The organism is Cryobacterium sp. BB307 (assembly GCF_012274275.1).
Taxonomy (GTDB): Bacteria; Actinomycetota; Actinomycetes; order Actinomycetales; family Microbacteriaceae; genus Terrimesophilobacter.
In genome coordinates this window covers 616,329-641,088 of the sequence record NZ_JAANZA010000001.1, presented here as the reverse complement: position 1 = coordinate 641,088, position 24,760 = coordinate 616,329, and the positions used below count along the sequence as shown (strand labels likewise).

Below are 24,760 nucleotides of genomic sequence, written 5' to 3'. Positions count from 1 at the left end.
TGGTCGCGCGGCTGGGGGAGGCTGCGCCATCCCGCGCCCGTTGCGGACATCCGCGCCCGGTGCACCTGGCGCGGTTGTCCGGAACCGGCGCGGAGGGCGGGAACGTGGGCGGATCTGGCGGCCGTCAGCTCGGGTTGGCGGCAGCCTCGAGCGCGTCCGCGGCGCGCTTCGCGGAGCTGCCGAGACCGAGTTCTGTCGCCAGTTCCTCGATGCGCGCCCGGCGGGCGTCGTCGAACGGTCGGATGCCGGCGTCGATGGGGCCGAGCTCAAGGTCGCGCACCACCTCGACGACCTTCGGGGCGACGGCCAGGTAGTCGGCGGCATCCGTCAACTTCGCCCTGACTCCGGCAGCCATCACGGCGGCCCGGTCGTCGGCAGCGGCGATGATCCCCTGCAGGTCGCCGAAGCGCTGCAGCAGGCCGGCGGCGGTCTTCTCGCCGACTCCGCGGACGCCCGGCAGTCCGTCGGAGGAATCGCCGCGCATCGTCGCGAAGTCGGCGTACTGGGCTGCGCCGATCCCGTACTTCGCCCGGATGACATCGTCGGTGACCACCTCGAGCCGACTCATGCCCGCTGCGGTGTAGATGACTCGGATGTCGCGTGCGTCGTCGACGAGCTGGAACAGGTCGCGGTCGCCCGTGACGATGTCGACCGGACCGGATGCCTGGGTCGCGAGACTGCCGATGATGTCATCCGCCTCGTGCTGCGCGGCGCCGATCACGGTGATGCCGAACGCGTCGAGCACACGCCGGATGTTGGGGATCTGCGCGACCAGCGCCTCCGGCGTCTCCTCGACGTCGACGCCATCCGGTATCAGCTGCGCAACGCGTTGCGCCTTGTAGCTGGGGATCAGGTCGACGCGCCAATGCGGACGCCAGTCGTCGTCCCAGCAGGCGACCAGCTCGGCGGGCCGGTATTCGGTGACGAGGTTGGCGATCATGTCGAGCAGGCCGCGCACGGCGTTGACCGGCGTGCCGTCCGGCGCCTTGACGGTGTCGGGCACGCCGTAGAACGCGCGGAAGTACAGCGACGCGGTGTCGAGGAGCATGAGGCGGGCGGGCGTCATACGCCGACCCTACCGAGCGGGTAGGTCGCGCGGGGAAATCGAGGAGAACACACCAGCTCTTGCGCGACAGGGCGTTGGCTCTAGGCGCCCAGCGAAATGTTTTTCGGCTCCGGGAAGTCCGACACTGGCGCATCGGTCAGCGGCGCCAGTTCGAGGTAGCTGAGTTGTCCATCGCGCATCGCGCGGGTGAATCGCCCACGCGCGGGTCGAATTTGACCCGCGCGTGGAAGTTCCACCCGCGCGCGCAACTCGGGGTCTCGACGAGCTCGACCACCGAGGTGGTTACAGCGCGGCGAGGTCTCCGAGCAGCACATCGCCGGGGGCGACGTGGTCGAAGCTGGGCGAGATCTCCGCACGCTTCAGCAGGTCGTCCATCTTGCGACGGCGACGCGCGTTCACGAGCGTCACGACTGTGCCCGGCTTGCCCGCGCGGCCCGTGCGGCCGGCACGGTGCAGGTAGCTCTTGTACTCGTCCGGCGGGTCGGCCTGGATCACCAGCGAAATGTCGTCGACGTGGATTCCTCGCGCCGCGACATCCGTCGCCACGAGCACCTTGACGCGCCCGTTGGTGAGCTTCTCCAGGTTGCGCGTGCGGCGCGCCTGGTTCAAGTCGCCGTGCAGGCTGACCGCGGGGATGCCCGCGTCGTCGAGGTCGTCGGCGAGCTGCTCGGCAAACGCACGAGTGCGCGCGAAGATGAGCGTCTTGCCTGCACCGGATGCGAGCTGCTCGATGATGTCGCGCTTCTCGCGCTGGTCGATCAGGAGCACCCGGTGGTCGATGGTCGAGGACGCCTGGTCCTCACCAGCGACCTCGTGCACGCTCGGGTCGACGAGGAACTCGTCAACGAGCGCGGCAACACCGGTGTCGAGGGTCGCTGAGTACAGCAGCTTCTGGCCACCGTCGGCGGTCTGCCGGATGATGCGCTGCACGGGCTCGAGGAAGCCGAGGTCGCACATGTGGTCGGCCTCGTCGAGCACCGTGATGGTGATCTCGCTGAGGTCGAGACGACCCTGGTCGATGAGGTCCTCGATGCGGCCGGGCGTGCCGATGATGATGTCGACGCCGCGCTGCAGCGCAGTGACCTGGCGATGCTGCGGCACGCCGCCATAGATCTGGGTGGTGAACAGGCCGACGCTGCGGGCGATCGGCTGCACGGTGCGGTCGATCTGCAGCGCGAGCTCGCGGGTCGGGGCGAGGATGAGCGCGCGGGGCTTGCGGCCCTGCTGGCGCTTCTTGCCGCCGCCATTCTCCATCAGCCGCTCGACCAGCGGGGCGCCGAACGCGATGGTCTTGCCCGAGCCGGTCTTGCCGCGGCCGAGCACGTCGCGACCCTGGAGCACGAACGGAATCGTCGCAGCCTGGATCGGGAACGGTGAAGTGGCGCCGAGCTCGTCGAGCGCACGGGTGATGTTGCCGCCGAGGCCGAGCGCTGCGAAGGTCACACCCTCGACATCGGTTGCCTGGATCGCGTCGGCTTCAAGCTTCTCAAGCACGACATCCTCGTGCGCGGTGAAGCGCTCGGCGGTCTTGTCCGGGTAGAAGCTGGAGTCGCGGCGCGGCCGGTCCTCGTAACGCGGGCGCTCGTCACGACGCGGGTGGTCCTCATAGCGGGGACGCTCGTCACGACGCGGGCGGTCCTCATAACGGGGACGCTCATCCCGGCTGGGACGGTCTTCGTACCGCGGACGCTCGTCGCGGTTCGGGCGGTCCTCGTAACGCGGCCGGTCATCGCGACGCGGGCGGTCATCTTCGAAGCGACGGCCGCTCTGCGGACGATCGCTCCGCTCGTAGCGGGGCCGGTCATCGCGGACTCGGCCGCCCTGCTCACGAGCGGGACGCTCACCGCGGGGCGTCCAGTCCGGGCGCCGGTCACCGCGCTCAGTGCGCTGCTCACCGCGGGGCGTCCAATCGGGACGGCGATCACCGCGCTCGGAGCGCTGCTCGCTGCGCGGCGTCCAGTCCGGGCGACGGTCGCCGCGCTGCTCCGAGCGGGGCGTCCAGTCGGGACGGCGATCCGTGCGCTCGGCACGCTGCTCTGTGCGCTCACCGCGAGGCCGCGCGGGTGCGTGCCCGCGATCGGCGCGCTGCTCCGGCGTCCAGCGGGACTTCTTCGCCGCCGTCGCACCCTTTGCGGGCTTGCCGCCGCGAGGCGCTTCCGCCTCCGGGCGGTAGCCGCGGTGCTTCGGGCTCTTGCTGCCGGCCTTGCGGGCGGCAGTTCCGCGCGCGGGCGCGGTGGACTTCTTATATCCAGGCATAGTTCTTTCCGGGTGATTCAGATGAATGAAGAGATACCCGGGCAGCCTTTGGCCGGGGCCGTTTCACATCGGTGATTGTTCACGCACAGATCAATGCGCGAAACCGGCCCTCGAGACTGACAGTTACTTCGTACGCGAACCCTCGCGCTGCCTCAAAGCCGACTTATCTACGCTACACGCCCGTCGCCGGGAAAGATAGTGAAGTCTCTCTGGCGGTGAACCGAAGGCGCCTCGCGGCTTAGGTAAAGTTTGGGGTGCTGGGCTCACTGAATCTCTTGGGCTCGGGGAGAGGATGCGCGTGCTCGCGAGTGGCTCGCGGCGGCGTCTCGGAGTGGTCGCGTCCATCGCGTCCTCACTGATGTTCGTCGTCGTGTTCGTGACGTCGGCGTTCCTCGACTTCACCGGCAACGAACTCTTCGGCTGGCGAATCGCCTTCAGCGCGCTGCTGCTCGTCGGCTTCCTGACCTTCGCGCGGCGCTGGCGCGGAGTCGCGGTGCTGCTCCGCCGCATCCGGGATCGTCCGGTCATCGGGCTGGCCCTGCTGGTGACGGCCGCGATCCTGGGCGCCCAGCAGTGGCTGTTCACCTGGGCACCCGGCCAAGGTCGCGGGCTTCCGGTGGCGCTCGGGTACTTCATCCTGCCGATCGTGCTCGCGCTGGTCGGGCGCATCGTCTTCCGGGAGCGGCTCGGCCCGTGGCGCACTGCCGCGGTCATCGTCGCCGGTGCGGCGGTGACCTACCAGCTGTGGCTGGTCGGCGGGCTGTCCTGGGAGACTCTGCTCGTCGCCGGCACCTACCCGATCTACTTCGCGGTGCGCCGGCTCGCCGGCATCACCGGAAGCGCCGGGCTCACCGCCGAGATGGTGCTGATCCTGCCCGCGTCGACGATCCTGCTCGCCTTCGACGACCCGACCGCCTCGACGCTGCGCGATCCGCAATCGCTGCTCGAGGCGACCCTGTTCGGCATCTTCGCGTCTCTCGCGCTGCTGTTCTACATCGCGGCGAGCCAGCTGCTGCCGATGGTCGTGTTCGGCCTGCTCAGCTACCTCGAGCCGGTGCTCATCGCCCTGGCGGCGGCACTCGTGCTGCGCGAACCGTTCGCACCGGCCGAATGGCCCACCTACATCGCCATCGGGGTTGCGCTCGTTCTGTTGGCGCTCGAGGGCATCCGGCGTCCGCATCCCCCGCGAGCCGAGGCGCCGCCTAGCTAACCCACTATTGGGGTGAGCATCCGGGGCGACCACGCCAATAGAGTCGGCGAGGCGAACCAGCACCCGAAGGATGGGCATGACCGAGTCGACGACCGCACTACCGCCCGCCGGCTGGTACCCGGACCCTGAGGGCGGCGACCGCAAGCGCTGGTGGGATGGGAGCGGCTGGACCGATCAGCTGCAGGCGCCGCCAGTGAGCGCGCCGCGGCCCCTGTGGGCGGACGACAGCTATGTGCCGCCGGAGGAGCCGGTGTCATTCACCATTCCCGAGGCCAAGCCGACGATCGAGCCCGAGCCGCAGCGCTGGCAGCGCGGTCCCGCCGTGCGCACGCCCATCGTCCCGGTCGCGGTGAAGAACACGCCGGCGGATGTCGGCTTCATCCTTGCCCTCGTGGGTGTCGTCATCAACCCGGCGGGGCTGCTGAGCCTCGCGGCGCTCATCCTCGGCTTCGTCGGGCTGCGCCGTTCCGGCTCGGCGAGACCTCCGGTCGGCAGAGGTCGATCGATCTGGGCGATCGTGCTCGGGGCTGTCGGGACGGTGCTTGGAATCCTCTCGGTCGTGTTGCTGGTGGCCTTGTTCGCCAACGTCAATGCTCGCGCGAGCGAGCAGGCTGCGCGGGAACTTTCCAACAATCTGAAAGTCTCCATCCTCACCGAGATGGTCAGCCACGGCATCGACGGTGACGTCGTCTGCCCGGAGCTGCCGCCGACCGAACCCGGCTCAACGTTCCAGTGCACGGCCGAGCACCTCGGCGAGACGCTGGTCTTCGACGTCGAAGTGCGGGAGAACGGCGAGGCGCTCTGGCAGTCGCGCTGATTACCAGGCGCCCGGCGGCGCCTTGATCACCGGCACGGGCGTGTAATGCCAGTGCGCCCCATTGTTGTAGTGGCCACTCGCCCACGGTGAGGCCCAGATGGCCCGTTCGGTCACGTCGGTGGGTGCGGATGCCGCGAACGCCTCGACGATGGGCCGGTAGCCGGGCAGCGAGTTGAGGGCCTCGACCGCGTTCGAGGCGGCGACCTGCAGATTCGGGTAGCTGCCGAGCCCGGAGCCGCCCCCTGAGCCCCATCCGTTATTCAACGGATTGTTGCGGTTCCACCAGCTGTCGATGTAGTTCTCCTGCCGCATCCAGCGGGTGATGACGGTGACGTTGTTCTCGGTCACCGGCCACCCGCCGATGTTCAGCACCAACTTCGCCCAGTCGTGGTTGGTGCCACCGGCGACGTAGGTGGCGTGCCCGGGCGTCACCGAATAGCCATCACGGACGACGCTCACCGGGACCAGGTCATCAGGAACCGTCAACGTCTGCGGTGGTTGCAGTTCCTCCGCAGTCGCGGCGCCATAGACGGCGTGGTTGTCGGATGGCGTCGCCGCGTACAGCGCGACCAAAGACAGCGCGATGGCCGCTGAGCCTATCGCGAGCACCGCCGACGCGTGGCGGGGCAGGCGGGGGACGCGCGGTCGGCGCGCTTCGGGCTCGCGTGAGGTCGTGGGCGCGGATGCCTCGGGTCGACGAAAGGGCACCGCGGGAACGTACGCGCCGCGTCTGAAAATGCGCTGTGTCTAGGCTGCGGCCACCTTCGCCTGGCGGCGCTCCAGCCGGCGCTCCTTTGCCCCCTCGACGAGGTAGTACAGCACCGGCAGCACCACGAGGGTGAGCAGCGTCGACGACACGAGACCGCCGATCACCACGATCGCGAGCGGCTGCGAGATGAAACCGCCCTCGCCGGTGAGCCCGATCGCCATCGGCAGCAGCGCGAAGATCGTGGCCAGCGCCGTCATCAGAATCGGCCGCAGGCGTCGAGCCGCGCCGTGCACGATCGCGTCGCCGACGCGCATGCCCCGCTCCCGGTACTGGTTGACCAGGTCGACGAGCACGATCGCGTTCGTCACCACGATGCCGATGAGCATGAGCACACCGATGAGGGACGGCACACCGAGCGGCACGCCGGAGGCGACCTGCAACAGCACACCGCCGGTCGCCGCGAACGGCACCGAGATGAGCAGCAGCAGCGGCTGCCGCAGGCTCTTGAACATCGCCACCATGACGACGTAGACGATCAGGATCGCCACCAGCAGCGCGATGCCCAGCTGTTGGAAGGCATCCGTCTGCTGCGCGGTGACGCCGCCGAGTTCGACGCTCGTTCCCGCGGGCAGGTCGAGGCCGTCCACTGCCTCCTGGATGACGGATGACGCAGTGCCGACATCGTCCAGCCCCGGAGTCACGGTGACGGTCGCTGCGCGAAGGCCCCGGATGGTGGTGATCGACGCTGGGCCGTCCGCCTGCTCGACGCTGGCCAGTTCGGACAGCGGCAGCGGACCGGCAGCGGTCGGGACCGCGAACGCCCGCAGCTGATCCAGCGTCGCCGGCGCGTTGCCGGTCGTGATGTAGATCGACATCGTCTTCTCGTCGATGACCGCGCTGCCTGCGGGCACCGGCTGCATCGCACCGGAGACCATCGCGCCGACCGCGAACTCGGTGAGACCGACCGACGCGGCCTTGGCGCGGTCGACCACCACGGCGATGTAGGGCTGCGTCTCGGAGAGGTTGCTGAACGCCTCGGCAGTGACGTCGAGGCCCTCGACGGCAGCGAGCACATCGTCGGCCGCGCTGCGCAGGTCGGTCTGGTTGTTGGCGGTGATGTCGATGTCGATGTCGGATGACGCGAAAGCCGACCCTTCCGACCCGAGGGTCACGTCCCCGACATCGCGGAGGCTCTCCAATTCATCGCGCACGGTCTCGCGCAGCGCGTCCTGGTCGGCGTCCGGGTCGGTGGTGATGGAGAAGGTGATGTCGTTGCCGCCACCGAATGCCGCTGCGAGGGAGCCGCCACCGGAGATCGAGAGCTGCACGGTGTCGACCCCTTCGATCGCCAGCAGCGTGTCCTCGACCTCGCCAGCCGCAGCATCCTGAGCCTCGAGGCTCGTTCCGCGGGGCAGCGACTGCAGCACGGTGATGGTGTTCTGCCCGCTGTTGCCGATGAAGTTGGTCTTCATGGTCGGAATCAGTGCGATGGTGCCGGCGAGCACGACCAGGGCGCCGATGAGCGTGACGGCGGGCATCCGGAGTGTCCACCGGATGACCGGCAGGTACATCCGCTGCAGCAGGGTGGGCCGGGCCAGCTCGTCCTCATCCGACAGCTTCACCTCGGCGCGCGGCTTCCGCGGCAGGAACCAGTAGGCGAGCACCGGCACGATCGTCAGGGCAACGAACAGCGACGCACCCAGCGCGAGCGTGACGGTGAACGCGAACGGGCGGAACAGTTCGCCGGTGATGTCGCCGACCAGCGCCAGCGGCAGGAACACCGCGACGGTGGTCACGGTCGACGCGGTGATGGCCGCGGCGACCTCCTTCACCGCGGTGAGGATGGCCTGCAGCTTGGGCTCGCCCAGTCCAAGGTGCCGCTTGATGTTCTCGATCACCACGATCGAGTCGTCGACCACACGACCGATCGCGATGGTCAGCGCGCCCAGCGTGATGATGTTGAGCGTGTAGCCGGATGCCTGCATGCCGATGAAGGCGATCAGCACCGAAACGGGGATTGAGATCGCGGTCACCAGCGTCGAACGGATCGACAGGAGGAAGACCAGGATGACGATGACCGCGAAGATGAGCCCGAGCACTCCCTCGGTGGCGAGCGACTCGATCGAGTCCTCGATGTACGGCGCCTGGTCGAACACGACCGTGAAGGTCGTGCCGGAGCCGAGGTCGGCGGCGAGCTGATCTAGCTGGTCGTTCACCGCGTGCGACACCGCAACGGTGTTGCCGTCCGGTGTCTTGGTGACGCCGATGGTCACCGCGGGTTCGCCGTTCACGCGCGAGATGCCAGTGACCGGGTTGTCGACCACGCTGACCGTCGAGACGTCGGCGATGGTGAGCGTGGTCGGCGCACCGACGATGGGGAGGGAGGAGAGGTCCGCGGCCGTTTGGATGCGCGCGCCTGCCTGCACCGTGAGGGTGCTGTCGCCCTCAGTGATGGAACCGGCCGGCAGCAGCGCGCCGTTGGCGTCGAGTGCGTCGCGGATGGCTTGCGGGCTCAGTCTCGCTGCGGCGAGCGCTGCAGCATCCGGTTCGATGACGACGCGCTGACCGCGCGCGCCGAGCAGGCTTGCCTCGCGCACGCCGTCGATCTTCTGCAGCTCGGCGAGGGTCGAGGTCTCGATGAGGCTCGCGAGTTCCGCCTCGTCGAGGTCGCTCGTCACGGCGAGCTGGATGACCGGGAAGTCATCGAGGCTGCCGGTGACGATGCGCGGGTCGACGTCCTCGGGCAGGGTCGACTTGATGCGGTTGATCGCCAACTGCACCTTCTGCTCCGCGGACGGGATGTCGGTTCCGTAAGCGAATGACGCGGTGACGGTCGACGCGTTCGTTGTCGAGGTCGCGATGGTGCCCTCAAGCCCCTCGACGCCCTGGATGGCAGCCTCGATCGGCGAGCTGACATCCTCGTTGACCACTTCGGGCGCCGCTCCCGGATAGGTCGTGATGATGACCATCCGCGGCAGCGAAACCGAGGGGATCAGTTCTTGCTTGAGCGAAGTCATTGCGAGGCCGCCGAAGACTGCCGCAACAACAGTCACGAGTGCGATGAGCGCACGGTTGCGCAGGCTGAACACGGCGAGTAGATGCACGGGACTCCAAAGAGCGAAGCAAGGGAATTCCAGTATTCCATCCGCGGTTGAACTCGAAGTTACGTCGCCGTTTTGGCGATCCCCCATTCGCAGGAGTTGGATTACCCCATGTCCCCCGGCCTCACCATGACCCGCCGCATCGCGCAACTCGCCGTGGGGCTGTTCCTTTACGGGATCGGCATCGCGCTCATGGTGCGCGCGCAGATCGGCATCGCACCGTGGGATGTGCTCACCCAGGGCATCCAGTTGCACACCGGGATCCCGTTCGGCGTGATCGTCATCGCGACGAGCGTCGTGGTGCTGCTGCTGTGGATCCCGCTGCGGCAGAAGCCGGGCATCGGCACGATCGCCAATGCGGTGCTCGTCGGCGTGTGGGCGGATGTCGGCCTCGCCTGGTTCGCGCCGGCACCGGACCTGTTCTGGAGCATCGTGATGCTGGCGGCGGGTCTCGTGACCATAGGCCTGGCCACCGGCATGTATATAGGAGCGCGCTTCGGCCCCGGCCCGCGCGATGGCCTCATGACGGGTCTGCACCGAGTGACCGGATGGCCGATCTGGGTCGTGCGCACCGGCATCGAAGTGGTGGTGCTGATCGTCGGCTGGCTCCTTGGCGGCAACGTCGGCGTCGGCACGCTGGCGTTCGCGCTGCTGATCGGGCCGCTCGCGGGCTTCTTCATGCCGCTGCTGCTCGTGCCGGCGGCTACGCCACGCGCATCCGCCGACACAGCAACCGGCGCCGTGCAGTAGGGGTACAGGTTGCGGTCGGCGTAGACGCGCATGGTGTCGCGCACGAACGCTGCACCCTCCGGGCCGCCGTAGTTCGCCCCGAAGCGCTCATCAGCCACGTACATCTCGCCGAGCCCGGCGAAGTACTCCTTCGTCGGTCCGGCACCGCCGCCGCCCGGGGTTCCCGGGATGCCGCGCAACCAGTCGAAGTGCCGCTGCGCGACCGCCTGGGCCTCGTCGCTGTCCGGCGTCACGCCGGACTTCCAGGTCGCGATCCATGCCGCGCCGAGCTCCTCGGCGCGCCGCTTCCAGTCACGCTTCTCGTGATCGGTCTGCGAGCGCCACCATGCGTCGCTCTTCGCGTAGGCATCCTTGCCCCACTTCCGGACGACCTCGTCCTTGTACTGGGTGTGGTCGAAGCCGTCGAACATCTCCTCTGCCATCAGTTGTCCACCTCCTTTCAGTTTCTCGATGGTCGTCTCAACCGCGCCGATCTGGCGGTTGAGCCGTTCTTGCTCCCTGCGCAACCACTCGAGGTGGGTGACGAGGGCCTCCACGTTGTCGCTGCGCCCATCCAGCACGCGGGCGATTTCTGGCAGACCCAGCCCGAGTTCACGGAGGAGCAGGATGCGCTGCAGTCTCGTGAGCGCATCCGCGTCGTAGTAGCGGTAGCCGTTCCCGCCGATCCGGGTCGGTCGCAGCAGGCCGATGTCGTCGTAGTGCCGCAGCGTCCGACTGGTGGTGCCGGCCAGCCGGGCGATGTCCTGGATGGACCAGTCGAGTACCTTCACGTCCATGTCTTCACGCTAAACGTTGACGCTGCGTCAAGGTCAAGGGGTTCAGGAACTTCAAACGCGATATAGCTTGACAGCGCACGAGACGCGATATAGCGTGACTTCCACACAACGCGATATAACTCGAGGCTCCGGCAATCGGATGCGAAGGAAGGCGACAACGATGGCAACAGAGAAGTGGCTGATCGAAGGCGAGAAGGTCATCGACTTCGAGAGCGTCCGCAAGCTGAAGGTGGGCCTCATCGGCGGCCAGATCGACATCGTCGGCCACGACGAGCCGAGCGCTCGCGTCGAAGTGCACTCGGTGCACGGCAAACCACTGCGCGTCGAGATTGTCGGCGATACCCTCGAAGTGGACCACGCGCAGCGCAACTGGGACGACTTCGTCAGTGTGTTCAAGGCGTTCCGCGGCAACTCAAGCGTGCATGTGAGCATCATGGTCCCGCGCGACATCGCCCTGAACTTCGGCGTCGTGTCGGCGGGAGCGCTCATCAGCGGCCTCACCGAGGACGCGCGCATCAGCACCGTGAGCGGCGAGGTAGTCGTCGACAACGTCTACGGCGACCTGGAACTGAACTCCGTCAGCGGCGAGATCTCGGTGCGCGGCCACTACGGCAACATCAGCGCAAAGTCGGTCAGCGGCGACCTGACGGCAAGCGGCGAGATCATGAAGCTCTCGTCGAACGGCGTGTCAGGGGACGTCTTCCTCGATGTCAGCGGCGTCCCGGACTCCGTGCGCGCGAAGAGCGTGTCGGGCAACGTCACCCTCCGCCTGGAGGCGGGTGTGCCCGCGCAGTACAAGATCAACACCATCTCCGGGAAACTGCAGCTCGACGACTCGGAGATCGCCGGCATCCGCGGCACCTACACCGGCAAGTACGGCACGCTCGACGGTCGCTGGCTCGAGTTCAGCGCATCGACGGTCAGCGGCGATGTCGCGGTCATCCACTCGAACGAAGCCGGAGGCCAGTGATGACTCCCCCAGTCTTTGCCCACGGCGCTCTGCGCCTGTACATCCTGAGCCTGCTCGAATCTGGTCCGATGCACGGCTACGAGATCATCCAGGCGATCGAGGACCGCTTCGGCGGCACCTACACGCCGAGCGCCGGCACGATCTACCCGCGGCTGGCCAAGCTCGAGGAGGAGGGCCTCGTCTCCAAGGTCCCGGATGGCCGGAAGACCGACTATTCGATCACGGATGCGGGGCGCGCCGAGCTCGAGTCACGACGGCACGAGCTCGACGACATCGAGAGCGAGGTCACCGACTCCGTTCGCCGGCTCGCCGATGAGGTGCGCTCCAGCGTGAACGAGGCGATGAAGAGCCTGCGCGCGGACCTCGCCGCGGCCGCTCGGGAAGCGCGCACCGAGGCACGCGCATCCGGGAAGCCGACGGATGCGCGCATCAAGGAGACCCAGCTGGGCGCGCGCGGCGCGCTGCGGGATGCGGAGCTCGCGTTGAACGAGTTCCGGCTCAACGTGCGCACGGACCTGCGGCAGCGTGCGGTGCGCGGGGAGCTCGGCGACGACCTGGTGCGCGACCTCAAAGCGCGGCTGGATCAGATCCGCGCGGACCTGTTCTAGTTCGCCGTGCGCGGGTGTTTCCGCCGTGCGCGGGTGTTGCAACACCCGCGCACGGATGGAAGACCCGCGCGAGGGTCTCGGCAGGCTCGACCAGCGAAGGGGCTATCGGAACCCCACCGGCAGGTAGAGGTCCTGCACCCGGTCGTTCAGCGCGGTGTGGTCATTGCGCGTGAAGATGCCACAGGCATCCTCGCGGCAGTCGACACCCTCGCCGACGGGGTCGCCGACCTCGAGGTAGGCGGTGAAGGCACCATCGGCCGCGTTGTCGTAGCTGCGGGCACCGAACAGCTTCCACGCCCAGTCGTCGTTGATCCAGTTCGAGGGCGCCCACTGCACGGTGCCCTCTGCGACGTCCTGCTGCTCCTGATCCGGGATGCCGCCGAGGCACGGTCCTGGCTTCTCATCCGGTTCTGGGATCTTGCAGATCGCGACGTAGATGCCCTGGCGCGCGTCGAATCCGCTGCCGGTGACGACGAGGCGGTCCCCAGGCGCAATGGCGGCCGTGTCGACCTCGCCGCTTTCCGCTTCGACGCTCAGCGTTCGCTTGCGGCCGTCATCCCCCGTCGCTTCTACCGCGGTCGGCCATTCGCCGTCCTGCGGGGTAACCTGACCGCTCGAACCTTGCGGCTGATGGGTGACAATCGGCACGACAACGACCGCGGCGAGCACCAGGATCAGGGCGGCGATACCGGCGACGACCCACACCCAGACGCGTCGTCGCTTCTTCTCTGCCACGCCCAAAGTCTAGGCTCCAGGCCCTTGTCCGACGGGCCTGCGAACGGCTACCGTCGAGCGGACCTGAGGAAACCGAGGACATGATGCGCACTCTAGGTCTCGTCACCGCTGCCGCCTTGCTCACCGTGGGGCTCGCCGCCTGCACTGAAACCGGTGATGGTCCCGACCTCCCGCCCGCGGCATCCGTTCCCGCGGACGACGATCAGGGCACCCGCCCCGTCGACGACGAGTGCGGCGGCATCACCGGGGCTGACATCGAGTCGATCGTCGGCCACGATCTGGGCGAGGGCGAACCGGACTCCGGCACCGTCACGGTCAACGACCTCACCTACTCCACCACCGGATGCGATTGGGAGGACGACGACTGGGAGATCGACCTCGACCTCTCGTATGCGGAGCACTTCGACGACGACACGGTGCAGTGCGTCGAGCCGCTCGGCATCGGCGGCGAAGTGACCCCGGTGGAGGGCCTCGGGAACGAGGCGTGGTGGGTGCACGATGACGACGATGATGCCGAGGGCGAGCTGTTCGTGTGCTCCGACCTGGCGATGGTCGGAGTCAAGATCGAGGCACCGGCTGACCAGCGCGACGCCCTGCAGGGCTACGCGGAGGAGATCGCCCGCATCGTCGTCGGCTGAGACATCAACCGCGGCGCGCATAGCATTGGCGCGTGCCCCTGACCCTGCTCGCCGTGTTCCTCGGCGGGGTCGTCGGCACTGGGGCGCGGATGGCGGCAGACTGGCTCATCCCTGGCACGGGGATCGCGACGCTTGTGGTCAACGGGGTCGGGTCCTTCGCGCTCGGGGTGCTGGTGTCGTCCCTCTGGCGGCGAGCGCCGCACTGGCTGCGCGCCGGGCTCGGGGTCGGCGTGCTCGGCTCGTTCACGACGTACTCCACCGTCGCGCTGGCCGGCATCCGCTTCGCCGACGCCGGGGATCCGGCGACCGCCGTTCTTTATCTCGCCGCCAACCTGCTGCTGGGCCTCGCCGCTGCCTGGCTCGGCCTGCGCATCGGTGGGCGGCCGACCCCGATCGACTGGCGCGACGAATGATCGCCCTGGTGCTGCTGGCCGGCGGCGTCGGCGCGGTGCTCCGGTATCTCGTCTCGGCGCTCATGGCGAGGAGGTCGCAAGCGAATAGCTTCCCCTGGGCGGTTCTCGCCGTCAACGTCGTCGGCTCAGCCGTAGCCGGCGTCGTGCTCGGCCTGCATCCGGATGCCGAGCAGATCCTGCTCACCGGTTTCTGCGCGGCGCTGACAACCTACAGCACGTTCAGTGTCGAGACCGTGCAACTGCTGCTCGCTGGCCGCGTGCGACCCGCGGTCCTCAGCGTCGCTGCCAACGTCGTGCTTGGGATCGGCGCGGCCGCACTCGGGTATCTGGTCGTGCGCTGAGACCGGGTCGGATTGGCCATTGACTCCCGGCGCGGCCGGAGCACCATCCTGAAGGCGCTGGATTACGCGATCGCGGCTGCGGCACAAGCTCGTGCTCGTGCTCGTGCACGATGTGACGGTTGCGCTCGGTCATCCGGAAACCGCTCCCCCCCGGCGACGCGGCGGCGGCGCTGACAGCGAGATCGCTAGGTTGATCGTGTGACCCAGTACGACGTCGCCTCCGTGCGCTCCGACTTCCCCGCTCTCGCATCCGGTTCGGCCCACTTCGACGGCCCCGGCGGCACCCAGACCCCCAGGCAGGTGATCGACGCGATGGCGGCAACCCTCGGCGCTCCGCTCTCCAACGAAGGGGACACAACGCAGGGCGAACGCAACGCCGCAGCGGCGGTCGCATCCGGCCGGCAGGCGATCGCGGACCTCGTCGGCGGCGACCCTGGCGGCGTCGTCTTCGGACGCAGCGCAACCCAGCTGGCGTACGACTTCTCCCGGATGCTGTCCCGCACCTGGTCAGCGGGCGACGAGGTCATCGTCACGCGCCTCGACCACGACTCGAACGTGCGCCCGTGGGTGCAGGCGGCCGAGCAGGTCGGTGCGACCGTGCGCTGGCTCGACTTCGACCCCGCCACCTCGGAGCTCGACGACATCGGCACGGTGCTCTCCGACCGCACCCGGCTGGTGGCGGTCACCGCGGCATCCAACCTCATCGGCACCAAGCCGCCGGTCGCCGCCATCGCCCGCGCTGCCCATGATGTCGGCGCTCTCGTCTACGTCGACGGCGTTCACTACACGGCGCACGAGTCGGTCGACATGGCAGCGCTCGGCGCCGACTTTTACGCGTGCTCACCGTACAAGTTCCTCGGACCGCACCTCGGTGCGCTCACCGCATCCCCCGAGCTGCTCGACACGCTCATGCCGGACAAGCTGCTGCCGGCCACCAACGAGGTGCCTGCGCGGTTCGAATTCGGCACGCTCCCGTACGAGCTGTTGGCTGCCGTCGCGGCGGCGGTCGACTACCTCGCCGACCTCGGCGTGGCCGGACCGCGGCCGGGAGCCCGGCGGGACCGCCTGGTCGACTCATTCCACCGCCTGGACGCACACGAGCAGGAGCTGCTCGGCACTCTCGAGCGCGGCATCGCGGAACTGCCAGGCGTCACGGTGCACTCCCGCGCAGCCGACCGCACGCCGACCCTGCTGATGACGTTCGACGGACGGGATGCCGCGGACGCCTACCGCTTCCTCGCCCAGCGCGGCGTGGATGCTCCCGCGTCGAACTTCTACGCGCTGGAGGCGTCGCGGCGGTTGGGTCTGGGCGACGCCGGGGGTCTGCGCGCCGGACTTGCACCGTACACGGACGAGTCGGACATCGAGCGCCTGCTCGACGGGCTGCGGGAGTTCATGACGGCCTGACCCGGGCCGGCCCCGGCTCACAACCCCCTGTTATGCAGGACTTTCCGACCTGCCGGCGCCTCTGCATAGGCATCCGGGCCCATCCGGAGCAGAATCTCCTGCACAACAGGTAATGTCCTGCACAACGGGAGGCAGGTCAGAGGTTGGACAGCAGCGCCACGACCTGGCGAGCGATCTGCCGTCCGGCCCGGTTGGCCCCGATCGTGCTCGCCTGGGGGCCGTAGCCGGCGAAGAAGATCCGCGGATCCTTCCAGGAGGATCCCCCGCCAACGGTGACCCCACCGGCCTTCTCGCGCAGCTTCAGCGGCGACAGGTGCCGCAGCTCGGGACGGAACCCGGTCGCCCACAGGATCGCATCCACCTTCTGGAAGCTGCCGTCCTCGAACCGCACGCCCTCCGGTTCGATCGCGGTGAACATCGGCCGCTCCTTGAGCAGACCGCGGGTGATCGCCGACTGGATGCGTCTGGTCCGCGGAACACCGGTGCCACTCACGATGCTGGGCAGCGCGCGCCCGGACCGGGCCGCCTCGTCCTGTTGCGCAACCGCCGATGCCCCGGCTTCGAGACTGAGCTCCACCTCGTCGAGGAACTCCACCGGTCGGCGGGTCACCCAGGTCAGCTCACCGGCCACGTTCTCCAGTTCGATCAGGAAGCCGATCGCCGAGGTGCCGCCACCGACGACCGCGACGCTCTGACCCCGGAAGTTCTCGGCGGACTCGTAGTCGGTCGTGTGCACCAGGCGACCCTCGAACTTGTCGAGCCCCGGGTACCACGGGATGAAGGGCGACCCCCAGGTCCCTGTCGCGTTGACCACGACATCCGTCACCACCTCGCCGAGCTGCCCGCCGGCGTCGTACGCGACGACCAGCTCGGTGCCGCGATTGAAGACCGCGTTGACGGATGCCGGGCGCACCACGGCGAGCTCGTAATAGTCCTCGTACTGCCGGTAGTAGTCGGCGACGACCGACTTCGCCGGCTGCTGGCGGTCGGCCGTCTCGAAGGACAGGCCGAGCGCATCCATGCCGGGCAGGTCGTTGATGCGGTGCGCCGAGCCGATGCGCAACGCCTCCCAGCGGTGCTGCCATGCCCCGCCGGTTCCCGGCCCGCGATCGAGCACGACGAACTCCACGCCGGGCCCAAGACCGAGCCGTTTCAGGTAGTAGGAGACGGACAGTCCTGCCTGCCCAGCACCGATCACGACAACGGATGTCCTGGCCGGAATTGGGGGCATAACATTACGTTACCCGTCCGTGACCGACGGGGATTTCCCTAATGGCCGCATGCTAAAGTTGGAAGTTAGTTTTGGAGAGACTTTCTGAGCTTCAGCGTGCTCAGCCTGTAATCATGAGGGGGTCACCCAATGGGACGTGGTCGCCAGAAGGCCAAGCACACCAAAGTGGCGCGTGAGCTGAAGTACTTCAGCCCCGAGACGAACTACGACGCGCTCGAGCGCGAACTCGCAGGGCAGAGCGGCGAGGCCGACAAGTGGGCCGATTACGCCACCGAAGACGAGTACACGTCGGAGCAGAACAAGGGCGCCTGACGCCTAACCCCTGATCACGTTCTCAGCTGTAGCTGCCGACCAGCCGCACGGCTCCCCCGTCGACACCCTTGGCGCCCTGCTCGAAGCCCGTGAGGTCGCGCGCACTCGTCGACACTTCGCCGACCACCCAGCCGGGGATGCCCTGGCCGTCGAGTTCGGCGATGACCTGATCGACGGCATCCGGGCTCGCGATCGCGAACATTCCGATGCCGAGGTTCCAGGTTCCCTCGGCGCTCGCAAGCGTAGAACCTGCCCAATCCGACAGCACCTGGAACACCGGATGCGGCGTCCAGGTCGAGCGGTCGACCTCCACCCAGGAACCGACCGGCAGCACGCGCGCGAGGTTGGCGGCGATGCCGCCGCCCGTGACGTGACTGAGCGCGTGCACCGACCCGCCTGCGGTGCCATCCAGCAGCCGAGCGAGCGCTCCGGTGTACAGGCGCGTGGGCTCGAGGAGCACCTCGCCGACGACACCGCCGAGGTCGTCGGACGTGTCCGAGTAGCCGATACCGCGCTGCTTCAGGATGTGCCGCACGAGCGAGTAGCCGTTCGAATGCAGCCCGGAGGACTCGAGCGCGATCACGACGTCGCCGGCGCGCACCCGTTCCGCGCCGAGCACGGCATCCGCTTCCACCGCGCCGACAGCCGCGCCGGCGACGTCGTAGTCGTCGGGGCCGAGCAGGCCAGGGTGCTCCGCGGTCTCCCCGCCGACCAGCGCGGTGCCGGTGGCGGCGCAGGCATCCGCGATCCCGGCGACGATCTGCGCGATCCGGGTGGGGACGACCTTGCCGCACGCGATGTAGTCGGTCATGAACAGCGGCTTCGCGCCGACCACGATGATGTCATCGACGACCATGCCTACCAAGTCCTGGCCGATGGTGTCGTGCTTGTCGAGGGCCTGGGCGATCGCGACCTTGGTACCGACACCGTCGGTCGAAGTGGCGAGCAGCGGATGCCGGAACGAGCGCAGCGCGGAGACGTCGAACAGCCCGGCGAACCCGCCGACACCGCCGAGCACCTGCGGCCCGTGGGTGCGGGCGATGGATGCCTTCATCAATTCGACCGCGAGGTCGCCAGCATGCGTGTCGACGCCGGCCTCGGCGTAGGCGTCGCTCACGGGCCCTCCTGACGGCCGGGGTCGCCGTAGACCAGTCCGGAGAGGTCGGCGTCGGGACTGGGGTCGAGTCCGTTGGAGTGGTCGAGCATGTTCTTTCCAAGCAGGTTGGAGTCCGGGATCGGGATCGGATACTTGCCGGTGAAGCACGCGGTGCAGAGGCTCTCACGCGGCTGCTGGGTCGCTCCGATCATCCCGTCCTCCGACAGGTAGCCAAGGCTGTCGGCGCCGATGGCCTGCCGCACCTCGTCAACGCCGAGCCCGGTCGCGAGCAGTTCGGCCCTGGTCGCGAAGTCGATGCCGTAGAAGCACGGCCAGGTGATCGGCGGACTCGAGATGCGCACATGCACCTCCGCCGCGCCGGCCTCGCGCAGCATCGCCACGAGCGCACGCTGAGTGTTCCCGCGCACGATCGAGTCGTCCACGACGATCAGGCGCTTGCCCTTGATGACTTCCTTGAGAGGGTTCAGCTTGAGCTTGATGCCGCGCTGTCTGATGGTCTGGGATGGCTGGATGAAAGTGCGTCCGACGTACGCGTTCTTCACAAGACCCTGCCCGTAGGGGATGCCTGAGCCTTCCGCGTACCCGATCGCGGCCGGCGTGCCGGATTCCGGGGTGGGGATGACGAGGTCCGCTTCCACCGGGTGCTCGCGCGCGAGCTGACGGCCCATCTCGACGCGGGACTCGTAGACACCGCGCCCGGCGATGGTGGTGTCGGGACGGGCCAGGTAGACGTACTCGAACACGCATCCGGCGCGCTGGGTCTCGGCGAACCGTTTCGAGCGCAGCCCGTTCTCGTCGATCACGATCAGCTCACCCGGTTCGACCTCGCGAACGAAGCTCGCGCCGACGATGTCGAGCGCCGCGGTCTCGCTTGCGACCACCCAGCCGCGTTCGAGCCGGCCGAGCACGAGCGGGCGGACGCCCTGAGGGTCGCGTGCGGCGTACAGGGTGGTCTCGTCCATGAAAACCAGGCAGTACGCGCCGCGCAGTCGCGGCAGCACCTCGAGCGCGGTGGCCTCGAGCGTGTGGTCGAGGTCGCCGGCGAGCAGCGCCGTGACCACCGCGGTGTCGGTGGTGTTGCCGCGCGCCAGTTCTCCGTCGATCTCCGGATGCCGCTCGTGCACGAGCTGCAACAGCTCGGCGGTGTTGGTGAGATTGCCGTTGTGGCCGAGCGCGACGGTTCCGCTGACGGTGCGGCCGAGGGTCGGCTGGGCGTTTCGCCAGCTCGAGGATCCGGTCGTTGAGTAGCGGGTGTGGCCGATCGCGAGATGCCCGGTCAGCGTGTTGAGCGAGCTCTCGTTGAACACCTGAGAGACCAGGCCCATGTCCTTGTAGACGAGGATTTTGGTGCCATCGCTCGAGGCGATGCCGGCCGACTCCTGGCCGCGATGCTGCAGCGCGTAGAGGCCGAAGTAGCTGAGCTTGGCGACTTCCTCACCGGGCGCCCACACTCCGAAGACACCGCAGGCATCCTGTGGGCCCTTCTCCCCGGGGAGAAGGTCGTGACTCAGTCGGCCATCGCCACCGGCCAATGCGGGTCCCACTTTCGTTTGGTGCTTGAGTGCGTGCGCAGCACAAGTTTATCGGGCGGAGCTTGTGCCGCTCCCGTCCGCCTCCGGACCTGGGTTTTCGTTGGCCGGGGCGGCCTGCGGTTCGTCGGCGACGGCTTCCGGACGAACCTCGAGGTGTCGTGCCGTGGCCGTGCCCGCGCGCTTGGAGGCGCGCCGATCGAGGATGAGCGCGACAATCGCACCGACAGCGACGCCGATCGGAATGCCGTAGAGGCTGAAGAATCCGACGGTCGCGGTGTAGCCGATCTCCTTGTCCGCGGGGAACAGCGACACCAGGAGCAGGGTCACGATGAGGCCGAGGGCGCCGCCGGCGACGAGGAACACGGGGACCTTGGGCGCCCGGCGGATGGTCACCGGTGTCGGCGTCTCCTGCTCATGGTTGTCGTCGCTCACGTCCCCATTCTCCCCCATGGCCGGCCGTGCGTGTCCCCGCGCGGGGTCAGGAAACGGCCTTGCCTGTGCCGGGGAGGGGCCGCTTACGACCCCTCAGGTGACCGGGTTGGTGTCCCAGTCCAGCGGCAGCTGCTCGGCCACGGTGGATGCGCGGGAACCGGATGCCGATACCGCGCCCTCCGCGAGCGCGGAGTCCCACGCCAGCGAACCGGTCGCGAGCGCGATCCAGGTGGACGGGTCGGTCTCGACGACGTTCGGCGGGGTGCCGCGCGTGTGGCCGGGGCCCTCGATGCACTGGATTGCGCCGTACGGTGGCACGCGCACTTCAACCGAGTTTCCCGGTGCGCGGTCGGCGAGCAGCTGCAGCAGGTAGCGCACCGCCATCGCCGTCGCGTCGCGGTCGCCACCCGCGCCTTCTTCGCGTACCTTGCGGATCGACGCCTCGCCGACGATCGCGACGATTCTGCCTTTCGTCATCCCTCAACGCTAGACGGGCGCCCCGACAGTCGCCAGAGCGTGCCGGGTAACCTGTCAGGGTGCGAATCCTCGTCATCGGCTCCGGCGCGCGCGAGCATGCCATCATCACCTCCCTCGTGAGCGAGGAAGCGGACCACGAGCTCATCGCGGCCCCCGGCAACGCCGGCATCGCCGCGGTTGTGCCCGTGATCGCGCTCGACACGACGAATGCGGCGGTCGTCGCCGACTTCGCCTTCGACAATGACATCGAGTTAGTGGTGATCGGTCCGGAGGCTCCGCTGGTCGCTGGCGTTGCCGACGCCATCCGTCAGCGCGGCATCGCCGTGTTCGGGCCGGGCAAGGCGGCGGCCGAGCTGGAGGGCAGCAAGGCGTTCGCCAAGCGCATCATGGATGCCGCGGGGGTGCCGACCGGACGTGCGGCGAGATCCGGAACCCTCGAGGAGGCGGTTGCCGCGCTCGACGAGTTCGGCGCACCCTACGTCGTGAAGGCCGACGGGCTCGCGGCGGGCAAGGGTGTGCTGGTCACCGAGGACCGCGAGGCCGCTGTCGCACATGCCGAGTACTGGCTCGGGCACGGACCAGTGCTGGTGGAGGAGTTCCTCGCCGGCCAGGAGGTCTCGCTGTTCGTGCTGTCCGACGGACACAACGTGCTGCCGCTCGCACCCGCGCAGGACTACAAGCGCCTGCTCGACGACGACCGCGGGCCGAACACCGGCGGCATGGGCGCGTACTCGCCGTTGCCGTGGCTGCCGGATGGTTTCGTCGACGAGATCGTGGAGACGGTCGCGCTGCCGACGGTGCGTCAGCTCGCCGAGGAGCAGACACCGTTCATCGGACTGCTCTACTGCGGCCTCATCGTGACCGATGCGGGCGTGCGCGTAATCGAGTTCAATGCGCGCTTCGGCGATCCGGAGACCCAGGTGGTGCTGCCCCGCCTGGTCACGCCGCTCAGCGAACTGTTGTTCGCGGCAGCGACCGGAAGGCTGGGTTCTATGCCGCTGCCCGAGTTCTCGGACGATGTCGCTCTGAGCGTTGTGCTCGCCAGCGAGGGGTATCCGGAGGGCGCCCCCACCGGACGCGCGATCACCGGCATCGAGACGGCAGAGGCGATCCACGGCGTGCACGTGCTGCACGCCGCGACCTCCCTCGTTGATGACACGCTCATCGCCATCGGTGGGCGCGTGTTGAACGTTGTCGCCCTCGGCAGCGACTTCACCGAGGCTCGCTCGCGCGCGTATCTGGCACTCGACGCGATCGAACTGGAGGGCGGCCAGTACCGCACCGACATCGCATCCCGCGTCGCCGACGAATAGCAGCTGGCGCCCAGTTGCCCACTTCGGCCCCACTTTCGGGCCGGAACTGGGGCGAAAGTGGGCAACTCGCGGCGCGAGGGGTCGAAATGAGGCCCTCCTGGTGCCCCGGAGGGGCCATTACCGACCCCAGGGACTAGCGGTAGGCCGCGATGCCGGTGAGCGCTCGGCCGATCACGAGCGTGTGGATCTCGTCGGTGCCCTCGTAGGTCGCGACCGCCTCGAGGTTGGCCATGTGACGCATGACCGGGAACTCGTCGGTGATGCCGTCCCCGCCGAGGATGGAGCGGGCCGTGCGGGCGATCTTCTGGGCCTCGCGAACGTTGTTGAGCTTGCCAACGCTGATCTGCTCGATCGAGAGGGTGCCCGCGTCCTTGCGGCGGCCGAGCTGCAGCGCGAGCAGCAGACCCTTCTCGTACTCGAGGAACATGTCGGCGAGCTTCTTCTGCACCAGCTGGGTACCACCGATCGGCTTTCCGAACGCCTCACGCACCGTCGAGCGGTCGATCGCCGCCTCCAGGCAGCTGCGCGCTGCCCCCATGACTCCCCACGCGATGCCGTACCGCGCCTCGTTCAGGCATCCGAACGGACCGGACAGGCCACGCGCATCCGGCAGCATCGCCGTCGACGGCAGCCGCACCTCATCGAAGAACACGTCGCACTGCACCGAGGCGCGCATCGAGAGCTTGCCGCCGATCGGCTCCGCCCGGAAGCCGGGGGTGTCGGTCGGCACGACGAAGCCGCGCACGCCGTCGTCGGTCGCCGCCCAGACGATCGCGACATCCGCTTCGCTCGCGAGTCCGATCCAGCGCTTGGCGCCGGTGAGCACCCAGTCGTCGCCGTCGCGCCGCGCATGGGTCTGCATCGACGCTGGATCGCTGCCGGATGCCGGTTCGGTCAGCGCGAAGCATCCGATCAGGGTGCCCGCGGCCATGCCCGGCAGCCACTGCTGCTTCTGCTCGTCGGAGCCGAACTTCGAGATCGCCGACATCGCGAGCGATCCCTGCACAGAGACGAGGGTGCGCCAAGCGCTGTCCGCCGCCTCGAGCTCCAGGCAGACCAGGCCGTAGCTGACGGCGCTGGCGCCAGCCGCGCCGTAACCGGTCAGGTGCATCCCCAGGAAGCCAGCCGCACCGAGCTCCGCCACCAATTCCTTGCGGAAGTGGCGATCCTCGAAGTCGGCATCGATAACCGGCTCGATCCGCTCGCGCGCGAACGTGCGTGCCCTCTGCTGCCAGGCCAGCTCCTCCTCGTTGATCATGAGCTCGAGACCGAGGAGGTGGTCGGTGGTCAGGTCAGCCATATCGGCCCCAATCATTGTTGTCATTTCGGGAGGTCGGCGCGCCAGTCGGCATCCGGATGCCCGCCAAGAGTCGGCGGCGGACGGTGGTAGCCGGTCGGCGTGACGGAGAACGTCAGCGGGTTGGCGACCTGTCGAACGGTGGCGCCGGTGGTTTCGTCGGTCAGCTCGATCACGCTGCCGAGGCCCAGCTCGCCGGCGAGCGCGAACGCCTCCGCGATGGTGTTGACGCGACCGGCCGGGACGCGGGCGGCGGTGAGCAGTGACACCCAGTCGTCTGCGGGCCGGCCGGCCAGCCCACGCTCGAGCTGTTCGCGCAGCGGGCCGCGATTGGCGACGCGTGACGCGTTGTCGGCGAACCGCGGGTCGTCGGCGAGCGCCGGGCTGCCCAGCACGGTGACGAGGTCACGGAATTGCCGGTCGTTGCCGACGGCGACCGCAATGGGGACGTCTGCGGTGTGCAGCGTCTCGTACGGTGCGATGCTCGGGTGCGCGTTGCCCATCCGCTGCGGCGAGACGCCGGTCGCGATGGTGCTGCTCGCCTGGTTCACGAGCCCGGCCAGCAGCGATGACAGCAGGTTCACCTCGACCCGCTGGCCCCCGCCGGTGCGCTCTGCGTGACGCAGCGCCGCGAGAATCCCGGCACTCGCGTTCAGCCCGGTGAGCACGTCGACGAGTGCGACTCCGGCCTTGGTCGGCTCGCCATCCGCTTCTCCGGTGATGCTCATCAGGCCGCCGACCGCCTGCACCAGCAGGTCGTAGCCGGGCAGCTCAGCGCCGGCACCGGCACCGAAGCCGGTGATCGACGCGTAGACAAGTCGCGGGTTTTGGGCGCGCAGGGTGTCGTAGCCGAGGCCGAACGACTCCATGGTGCCCGGCCGGAAGTTCTCCACCACGATGTCGGCACCCACCGCGAGCTCGAGCGCGCGCTGCCGCCCGTCGTCGCTGCGCAGGTCGCAGACGACCGACCGCTTGTTGCGGTTCACGCTCGCGAAATAGGTGCCGGTGCCCGACGCGTCGACCGGCGGCACCCAGTGGCGGGTGTCATCGCCCGCTGGCGATTCGATCTTGATGACGTCCGCCCCCAGGTCGGCGAGCATCATGGTCGCGTACGGCCCGGCCAGCACGCGCGAGAAGTCGGCGACCCGCACACCGGCCAGCGGCCCCTCGACTCCTGTCACCCCTCCATCATTTCAGGACTCCGGATGCCCGGTTTGCGCCGTCATGTCTCACCGCCTGCGTGAATAATGAG

At 68.4% G+C, this 24,760-nt stretch carries 22 protein-coding genes and 1 pseudogene; 10 read left to right on the top strand and 13 right to left on the bottom strand.

Features of this window, described 5'->3' with window-relative positions; translation table 11 throughout:
* Positions 1-124: 124 nt before the first annotated feature.
* Both HGK58_RS03175 and HGK58_RS03170 read right to left on the bottom strand, forming a co-directional pair.
* Positions 125-1,066, bottom strand: coding sequence for a 5'-3' exonuclease (locus HGK58_RS03175; protein WP_246865362.1), 942 nt, complete (start codon positions 1,064-1,066; stop codon positions 125-127).
* Between the two features lie 282 nt (positions 1,067-1,348).
* Positions 1,349-3,322 (bottom strand): DEAD/DEAH box helicase, encoded by a 1,974-nt coding sequence (locus HGK58_RS03170; protein WP_168626076.1) that lies wholly within the window; start codon positions 3,320-3,322, stop codon positions 1,349-1,351.
* Positions 3,323-3,620: 298 nt separating this feature from the next.
* Here HGK58_RS03170 and rarD point away from each other — a divergent pair, with 298 nt between their 5' ends.
* A complete protein-coding gene (gene rarD, locus HGK58_RS03165; protein ID WP_168626075.1) occupies positions 3,621-4,532 on the top strand; it encodes an EamA family transporter RarD in 912 nt (303 codons plus the stop codon).
* A gap of 76 nt (positions 4,533-4,608) precedes the next feature.
* On the top strand, positions 4,609-5,349 hold the full coding sequence (locus HGK58_RS03160; RefSeq protein WP_168626074.1) for a DUF2510 domain-containing protein: 741 nt from the start codon (positions 4,609-4,611) through the stop codon (positions 5,347-5,349).
* Here the strand turns inward: HGK58_RS03160 and HGK58_RS03155 are convergent, their stop codons facing one another.
* The 3 genes and pseudogenes from HGK58_RS03155 to HGK58_RS13675 all read right to left on the bottom strand — a co-directional run.
* Positions 5,350-6,057, bottom strand: a complete 708-nt coding sequence (locus tag HGK58_RS03155; RefSeq protein WP_168626073.1) for a hypothetical protein — start codon at positions 6,055-6,057, stop codon at positions 5,350-5,352.
* Positions 6,058-6,096: 39 nt separating this feature from the next.
* The gene (locus tag HGK58_RS03150) at positions 6,097-9,162 is read right to left on the bottom strand and encodes an efflux RND transporter permease subunit (RefSeq protein WP_168626072.1); all 3,066 of its coding nucleotides are present in this window, start codon (positions 9,160-9,162) and stop codon (positions 6,097-6,099) included.
* Between the two features lie 752 nt (positions 9,163-9,914).
* Positions 9,915-10,685 (bottom strand): annotated as a pseudogene (locus HGK58_RS13675) (MerR family transcriptional regulator); the annotation flags it as partial.
* A gap of 160 nt (positions 10,686-10,845) precedes the next feature.
* Here HGK58_RS13675 and HGK58_RS03140 point away from each other — a divergent pair.
* Positions 10,846-11,655 (top strand): DUF4097 family beta strand repeat-containing protein, encoded by an 810-nt coding sequence (locus HGK58_RS03140; RefSeq protein ID WP_168626071.1) that lies wholly within the window; start codon positions 10,846-10,848, stop codon positions 11,653-11,655.
* Positions 11,655-12,263 carry a PadR family transcriptional regulator gene (locus HGK58_RS03135; protein ID WP_168626070.1) on the top strand — a complete coding sequence of 203 codons (609 nt, stop codon included), beginning with the start codon at positions 11,655-11,657 and terminating at the stop codon, positions 12,261-12,263. The genes HGK58_RS03140 and HGK58_RS03135 overlap by 1 nt, the downstream gene beginning before the upstream one ends.
* A gap of 102 nt (positions 12,264-12,365) precedes the next feature.
* On the opposite strand, the gene HGK58_RS03130 is transcribed toward HGK58_RS03135, so the two are convergent.
* Positions 12,366-12,998, bottom strand: coding sequence for a hypothetical protein (locus HGK58_RS03130; protein WP_168626069.1), 633 nt, complete (start codon positions 12,996-12,998; stop codon positions 12,366-12,368).
* Positions 12,999-13,078: 80 nt separating this feature from the next.
* Between HGK58_RS03130 and HGK58_RS03125 the strand changes: the two genes are divergently transcribed.
* The 4 genes from HGK58_RS03125 (at position 13,079) to HGK58_RS03110 (ending at position 15,797) form a co-directional block, all read left to right on the top strand.
* A complete protein-coding gene (locus HGK58_RS03125) occupies positions 13,079-13,636 on the top strand; it encodes a hypothetical protein (protein ID WP_168626068.1) in 558 nt (185 codons plus the stop codon).
* Positions 13,637-13,668: 32 nt separating this feature from the next.
* A complete protein-coding gene (locus HGK58_RS03120; RefSeq protein ID WP_168626067.1) occupies positions 13,669-14,049 on the top strand; it encodes a CrcB family protein in 381 nt (126 codons plus the stop codon).
* Positions 14,046-14,390, top strand: a complete 345-nt coding sequence (gene crcB / locus HGK58_RS03115; RefSeq protein WP_168626066.1) for a fluoride efflux transporter CrcB — start codon at positions 14,046-14,048, stop codon at positions 14,388-14,390. The genes HGK58_RS03120 and crcB overlap by 4 nt, the downstream gene beginning before the upstream one ends.
* A gap of 198 nt (positions 14,391-14,588) precedes the next feature.
* Positions 14,589-15,797, top strand: a complete 1,209-nt coding sequence (locus tag HGK58_RS03110; RefSeq protein WP_168626065.1) for a cysteine desulfurase-like protein — start codon at positions 14,589-14,591, stop codon at positions 15,795-15,797.
* Between the two features lie 136 nt (positions 15,798-15,933).
* On the opposite strand, the gene HGK58_RS03105 is transcribed toward HGK58_RS03110, so the two are convergent.
* Entirely contained in the window at positions 15,934-17,028 is a 1,095-nt protein-coding gene (locus HGK58_RS03105; RefSeq protein WP_168626064.1) for an NAD(P)-binding domain-containing protein, read from the bottom strand.
* Positions 17,029-17,157: 129 nt separating this feature from the next.
* Here HGK58_RS03105 and HGK58_RS03100 point away from each other — a divergent pair, with 129 nt between their 5' ends.
* Complete coding sequence (locus HGK58_RS03100) at positions 17,158-17,340, top strand: DUF3073 domain-containing protein (RefSeq protein WP_168626063.1); 183 nt, start codon at positions 17,158-17,160, stop codon at positions 17,338-17,340.
* Between the two features lie 22 nt (positions 17,341-17,362).
* On the opposite strand, the gene purM is transcribed toward HGK58_RS03100, so the two are convergent.
* From purM to HGK58_RS03080, 4 genes are all read right to left on the bottom strand, one after another.
* The gene (gene purM / locus HGK58_RS03095) at positions 17,363-18,457 is read right to left on the bottom strand and encodes a phosphoribosylformylglycinamidine cyclo-ligase (RefSeq protein ID WP_168626062.1); all 1,095 of its coding nucleotides are present in this window, start codon (positions 18,455-18,457) and stop codon (positions 17,363-17,365) included.
* Complete coding sequence (gene purF / locus HGK58_RS03090) at positions 18,454-19,989, bottom strand: amidophosphoribosyltransferase (RefSeq protein WP_168626865.1); 1,536 nt, start codon at positions 19,987-19,989, stop codon at positions 18,454-18,456. Before purF ends, purM begins: the two co-directional genes overlap by 4 nt.
* A gap of 48 nt (positions 19,990-20,037) precedes the next feature.
* On the bottom strand, positions 20,038-20,421 hold the full coding sequence (locus HGK58_RS03085) for a hypothetical protein (RefSeq protein WP_168626061.1): 384 nt from the start codon (positions 20,419-20,421) through the stop codon (positions 20,038-20,040).
* 93 nt (positions 20,422-20,514) lie between these two features.
* A complete protein-coding gene (locus tag HGK58_RS03080; RefSeq protein ID WP_168626060.1) occupies positions 20,515-20,898 on the bottom strand; it encodes a sterol carrier family protein in 384 nt (127 codons plus the stop codon).
* A gap of 59 nt (positions 20,899-20,957) precedes the next feature.
* On the opposite strand from HGK58_RS03080, the gene purD reads away from it, so the two are divergent.
* Complete coding sequence (gene purD, locus HGK58_RS03075) at positions 20,958-22,211, top strand: phosphoribosylamine--glycine ligase (RefSeq protein WP_168626059.1); 1,254 nt, start codon at positions 20,958-20,960, stop codon at positions 22,209-22,211.
* 133 nt (positions 22,212-22,344) lie between these two features.
* Here the strand turns inward: purD and HGK58_RS03070 are convergent, their stop codons facing one another.
* Together HGK58_RS03070 and HGK58_RS03065 are read right to left on the bottom strand one after the other, a co-directional pair.
* On the bottom strand, positions 22,345-23,511 hold the full coding sequence (locus HGK58_RS03070) for an acyl-CoA dehydrogenase family protein (RefSeq protein ID WP_168626058.1): 1,167 nt from the start codon (positions 23,509-23,511) through the stop codon (positions 22,345-22,347).
* Between the two features lie 20 nt (positions 23,512-23,531).
* A complete protein-coding gene (locus HGK58_RS03065; protein ID WP_168626057.1) occupies positions 23,532-24,689 on the bottom strand; it encodes a CoA transferase in 1,158 nt (385 codons plus the stop codon).
* Between the last annotated feature and the right edge of the window lie 71 nt (positions 24,690-24,760).